The sequence below is a fragment of the Microcoleus sp. C2D2 genome, assembly GCF_036702495.1.
Classification (GTDB): Bacteria; Cyanobacteriota; Cyanobacteriia; order Cyanobacteriales; family Microcoleaceae; genus Microcoleus.
In genome coordinates this window covers 1-2,505 of record NZ_JAUBTO010000337.1, presented here as the reverse complement: position 1 = coordinate 2,505, position 2,505 = coordinate 1, and the positions used below count along the sequence as shown (strand labels likewise).

At 41.5% G+C, this 2,505-nt stretch carries 2 protein-coding genes; one reads left to right on the top strand and one right to left on the bottom strand.

The window, feature by feature from the left end; genetic code table 11:
• Positions 1 to 125: helix-turn-helix domain-containing protein (locus QUB61_RS38885; RefSeq protein ID WP_333190444.1), on the bottom strand; the 125-nt coding region annotated here is incomplete at its 3' end.
• Between the two features lie 739 nt (positions 126 to 864).
• On the opposite strand from QUB61_RS38885, the gene QUB61_RS38880 reads away from it, so the two are divergent.
• Positions 865 to 2,304, top strand: a complete 1,440-nt coding sequence (locus QUB61_RS38880) for an ATP-binding protein (protein WP_333136745.1) — start codon at positions 865 to 867, stop codon at positions 2,302 to 2,304.
• Positions 2,305 to 2,505: the final 201 nt, after the last annotated feature.

Sequence of the window (2,505 nt, the reverse complement as noted above, 5' to 3'; positions counted from 1 at the left end):
TGGTTATATTGAATGATTCTGTCGTTCAGACACCAGTTATAGTGACCTCTCAACATATCCACCCAGTTTGACATTTTCAAATCTTGCGTTTGATTTGGACGAAGTTTGTAGACATAGTTGGTCAACAAGATTGACTCACCTCCTATTTGTTGTTTACCTGGTTTTATTTTAAACTAAAAGTCTACTTGATTGAAGAATTTGTCATACTTCTTTGTATTTAAAAGGTTGAAATTTTTAGATCTATACTTGAATTAAAGCCGTCCTATAAGGACGGGGTGTTCAACCCAATTTTCTGATAATCATTAGACATCTCCTAAAAATAAGGTCAAAGGCAGACAGGATGCCCTAGCACGGGCGCTGCAGGTCCGACGCCCCGCGACACTCGCGGGGCTAAAACTCAGGGACGCGCAGCCAGCGGCACATTCGACGGCGAGGCGCGATCGCCCCAATTTGTGCTTTTAACTTGTCTCCTGACGGGGTGCATCGCGCGATCGGGCAATTCCGATTTTCCTCTATTGTCACTTCATTATCTTTTTCAGCTATGTAATTTTATTAACAATAGGTTAAGACCAGAACTCAAGATTAATTAAGAGTTAAATAATCAAACCAAGCGTTAATACTCCTCAAGTTAGTATAAAATAAAGTTAGGTATAATTACCAGGGCAAATTTATCTCGGTGATACTCAATTTTGCCTAATACTTTAAGTGGTAAAATGCCCTTTACGACCGTCAGTTTTTTGTGTAATTTAAAATGCAGTTTGCCAGGGGGATTCCGGTCAAAGCACTCAGCAACTCACCTGCTGACCTTTGGTAGCTGAATGTCTGCTGGCAAATAGAACCCCAAAAAAGCGTGCTGATAAATTTATGTTGAATACCTCCTGCGTAGAAAGACCAGTCCAAGCCACGTCCCAGGCTGCCATCGGAGAACTTTGTTTAGACTCTACTCTCCAAGAATTGTCGCTTTACGATTTTCAGGTAGAAGCTACAGATTTGGGGATTCAAATTTCCCAAATGTTAGAAGCTAATCCCCTGTTACCGGGAGTCATTGTGACCCATCAAGGTGAATTTGCCGGTATGATTTCTCGGCGGAGATTTTTAGAATTTATCAGCCGTCCTTTTGGGCGAGAATTATTTTTAAAGCGACCTGTGAGGGCTTTGTACCGCTTTGCCGAAACTGAGAGTTTAATTTTTCCCAGCAATACTTTAATTGTGGATGCAGCGAGGAAGTCGCTGTTGCGATCGAAAGAACTGCTGTACGAGCCGATTGTAGTTCAAGTGTCGCCTCAAACTTATAGTTTGCTAGACGTGCACGAACTGTTAGTAGCCCAATCCAACATTCACGAACTAGCGACAAAATTGCTGAGGCAGCAAACTCAATCTCAACTAATTCAAACCGAAAAACTAGCGAGTTTGGGGCAGATGGTAGCTGGAGTCGCCCACGAAATTAGAAATCCCGTCACCTGCATCAGGGGAAATATCGGTTTTTTGTCCAACTACTCGAAAGATATCATGGATTTGCTGTCTGCTTACGAACATATTGTCGGTGACAGCGAAAAAATTGACGAACTTAAAAAAGACATAGACTTTGATTTTTTGCAAGAAGATTGGGTGGAAATTCTCAAGAGTATGAAAGTTTCATCAGAGAGGCTGGCCGAACTCGTCACCAGCCTGCACACCTTTTCTCACATGGACGAAACCAACTTGAAAGAAGCTAATATCCACGAATGTATTGACAGTACGCTGCTGATTATGAAAAACCGTCTCAAATACGGGTTTAAAGTAGTTAAAAGCTATGGTGATTTGCCTTTAGTCAAGTGTTACTCGGGTCAGTTGAGCCAGGTATTTATGAATATCATCAGCAATGCGATCGACGCTTTGGAAGAGGTAAAAGGAGAAAAAGGTTTTGTGCCTGCGATTACTATTGAGACTGAGGTAATAGACAGTTCTGACGGAGACTGCGTGAATTCGGAATTAATTCAAAATTATGTTAGGGGCGATCGACAAAATTCAAAACAGCTATCCTCCGCCAGCCAAAACCGCGACTTCAGCCTAGAAGCAGCGAAAAACAATCAAAATAACGCTTGGATAGCCATCAGAATTTCTGATAACGGGCCGGGAATTCCGCCAGAAATTCAGCGGCGAATTTTTGATACATTTTTCACCACTAAACCGGCGGGAAAAGGTACTGGTTTGGGGTTGGCAATTACCCATCAAATTGTTACGGAAAAGCATACGGGCAAGTTAAATTTGCATTCTACGCCCGGTACGGGTACTGAATTTGAAATTTTGTTGCCATTGATTTGAAGCAATAAGTCATATCAAATCTGTTAGCTTCGGAATTATTCCTATCTTTCTTCTCTTTATCTGCGTGAATCAGCGTCAATCCATTATCATCTGCCGCCCGAGAAATTCTCTTTTTTTTACCGCAGATCATTACTCACAAGTTAAGCTAAAAGCACTATTGTCAATGAGTAAAATTACTCATCTTTTACCTATTGACCCAAT

Coding starts and splice junctions, on each gene's coding strand:
- QUB61_RS38880 (WP_333136745.1), top strand. CDS start 865: ATGTTGAATACCTCCTGCGTAGAAAGACCAGTCCAAGCCACGTCCCAG.